Genomic DNA, 2,719 nt, shown 5'->3' on the forward strand with positions numbered 1-2,719 from the left:
CGAGGAGTCCATTCCCGGCGGCCACCTGACCGAAATGGTGTTTCCCGCGTTCCTCGCCTTTGTGGAGGGGCTGCTGGTGGAGCGCGTGCCGGCCGACGCGCTGGCCCCGGCCCGCCCGCATCCGGACGCCGTGGAGGCGATCCTGGCCATGCTGGGCGACCGCCACGCGGAGCTTTCCGCCGAGGTGGAGGGCGGCGCCGACTCGCAGCAGATCGTGTACGCCCGCGCGATGACGGGGCAGCTCATCGACCTGGTGCTGCACCGCCTGTACCGCGTGTCGCAGGCGGAAATCGAGCGGCTGGAAGCGGATTCCTGACGCCGTTCCCGCGGCCGCTCCGGTGCGCATTCCCGCGTTGCCGCCGGGCGGCCGCTCCCGTCCCGGCCACCGCTACCTGGCCGGCGCCCCCCTCCTGATCGCCCATCGCGGCGGTTCTCTGCTTGCTCCCGAAAACACGCTTCCCGCCTTTCGGCGCGCCCTGCAGTGGTGGCGCGCCGATGTGCTGGAGATCGACGTGCAGCCCACCCGCGACGGCGAGTGCGTCGTCATCCACGACCCTGCCGTCGATCGGACCACGGACGGCACCGGGCGTGTGGCGGACCTCACCCTTGCGCAGCTCCGGGCCCTGGACGCGGGCTACCGGTTCACGCCGGACGGCGGACGGACCTTTCCCTTCCGCGGGCGCGGCGTCGCCCTTTCCACCCTGCGCGAGGTGCTGGAGGCGCTGCCCACGGCGCGGGTGAACGTGGAGATCAAGGACGGCCGGGCGCAGGAGGCGGTGCAGCGCGCCGTCGACGCCACGGAGTCCACCCATCGCGTCCTGATCGCCGCGGGCGACCGCCGCAACCGCTCGCGGTTTCGCCACTACGCCGGGCCCACCAGCGCCGGCGTCCAGGAGCTGTACGCCTTTCTGGCCCTCCATCTTACGCGGACTACGGGCTTCTACCGTCCGCCGGTGGACGCCTTTCAGATGCCGGAGCGCGCGGGCGGGCGGCAGGTGCTGGGGCCGCGCTGGGTGCGGGAGGCGCACGCCCGCAACGTGGCCATTCACGTGTGGACGGTGGATGACGAGGCCGACATGCGGCGGCTGCTGTCGTGGGGGGTGGACGGCATCATCAGCGACCGGCCGGACCGGCTTGCGCGGGTGCTGCACGAGGTAGCGGGACGCCCGCTCCCCCCCGGCCCGCCGGCGGATGAAACGGAGCCCTGGCTGGAACGGTTGTTGCGCGGCTGACGCGCCCGCGCGGGGCAGTTCCAGGGGACGGTGACCGGGTGATGCGATGCCCCGCCGCGCGGCCAACCATTTCGCTTTCAGGAGAACGATGTCGCGATACGATGCCGGCTGGGGACACCGGGGTGCGTGGAACCCCGGGCAGCGCGAGGGAGGCATGACCCCCCGCCCCGGCGGATACGGCGCCGACTTCACCCCGTATGCCGGCTTCGGCGGGGCGCGGCAGGAGTTCAGCAGCGGGCCGTCGTACGAGCCGGAGATCGAGTTCGAGGACACGGACGGCGAGTGGCAGAGCGGCCCCCTGCACGGGCCGGCGCGCTACGGCCTGGGCCCGTACCACCAGCGCCTGCGCAGCCGCCGCCGCCCGGACGAGGAACTGAAGCAGGAAGTGGAAGACGCGCTCTTCTACGACACCTGGGTGGACGCCGAGGCCATCACGGTGGAGGTCAAGGACGCCGTGGTGACGCTCACGGGCGAGCTTCCGGACTACCAGGAAGTGCGCTACGCCACGGACGATGCGTGGGATGTGGACGGCGTGCGCGGCGTGCACTGCGAGCTTCGGGTGAACAGCGCCAAGCGCCCGCCCCGCGACGGCGTCCCGCGCCGCAGCGCGAACGCGGACCGCTGACCGACGACACTCGCCGCCCCGCACCGGGGCGGCGAGTTTGTTTTCAGCGTCCATCCCGGTAGATTCGCCCCGGCCTGTCACGCTGACGGCGTCGACGCTCCATCATCCGCCGCCCGGGTCCTCTTTTCACACGTCGATGCCGCCCTCCTCCGCCTCCCTTACGGACCGCTTCCGGCGCGAACTGGACGCGCTGGGGCTACGGGGGACGGGTGCGCACGTGCTGGTGGCGCTTTCGGGGGGAATGGACAGCGTCACGCTCCTGCACCTGCTGCGCTTCGCCGCGGACGACGGCGCGCTGAGGGTCAGCGCCGCACACTTCGATCACGCCATGCGGCCGGGGAGCGACGCGGACGCGCGCTGGGTGGCCGGCCTCTGCCGCGCGTGGGGCGTCCCGCTGCGGAGCGCGCGGGCGGACTCCGCGCCCACATCGGAGGCGGAGGCGCGGGACGCGCGCTACCGCTTTCTCCGCGCCGCCCAGGCCGATGTGGGCGCCACGCACCTGGCCACGGCGCACCACGCGGACGACCAGGCGGAAACGGTGCTCTTTCGCGTGCTGCGCGGAACGGGGCTGCGCGGGCTGGCCGGCATTCCCGCCGCGGACGGCACGGGGCTGGTGCGCCCGCTCCTTCCGTTCTGGCGCGCGGAGCTTCGCGCGTACGCCCGGGCGGCGGGGCTGCGCTGGCGCACGGACCCGTCCAACGCCGGGCTGGACCCCGCGCGCAACCGCCTGCGGCACCGCGTGCTGCCGCAGGCGGAGCGCGTGGCCCCGGGCGCGCGCCGGGCCCTGGTGCGCCTGGCCGCGCTCGCCCGCGACGACGAGGCCGCGTGGGAACCCGTGCTCGCGCCGCTGGCCGCCGAGGCC

At 74.0% G+C, this 2,719-nt stretch carries 4 protein-coding genes; all 4 read left to right on the plus strand.

Annotated features, from left to right (window positions below):
- A partial coding sequence (locus VF665_RS08115; RefSeq protein ID WP_331052908.1) for a hypothetical protein occupies positions 1 to 316 on the plus strand: 316 nt, incomplete at its 5' end.
- Positions 317 to 338: 22 nt separating this feature from the next.
- The gene (locus VF665_RS08120) at positions 339 to 1,232 is read left to right on the plus strand and encodes a glycerophosphodiester phosphodiesterase (RefSeq protein ID WP_331052909.1); all 894 of its coding nucleotides are present in this window, start codon (positions 339 to 341) and stop codon (positions 1,230 to 1,232) included.
- A gap of 88 nt (positions 1,233 to 1,320) precedes the next feature.
- Positions 1,321 to 1,857: a BON domain-containing protein gene (locus tag VF665_RS08125; RefSeq protein ID WP_331052910.1), complete on the plus strand. Its 537-nt coding sequence runs from the start codon at positions 1,321 to 1,323 to the stop codon at positions 1,855 to 1,857.
- 136 nt (positions 1,858 to 1,993) lie between these two features.
- On the plus strand, positions 1,994 to 2,719 hold a 726-nt coding region (gene tilS, locus VF665_RS08130), incomplete at its 3' end, for a tRNA lysidine(34) synthetase TilS (protein WP_331052911.1).

Origin of the sequence: Longimicrobium sp. (assembly GCF_036387355.1) — a bacterium.
Classification (GTDB): Bacteria; Gemmatimonadota; Gemmatimonadetes; order Longimicrobiales; family Longimicrobiaceae; genus Longimicrobium.

What these genes read in the sequence shown, in the direction of transcription:
- VF665_RS08125 (WP_331052910.1), top strand. Translation starts at nt 1,321, where the DNA reads ATGTCGCGATACGATGCCGGCTGGGGACACCGGGGTGCGTGGAACCCC.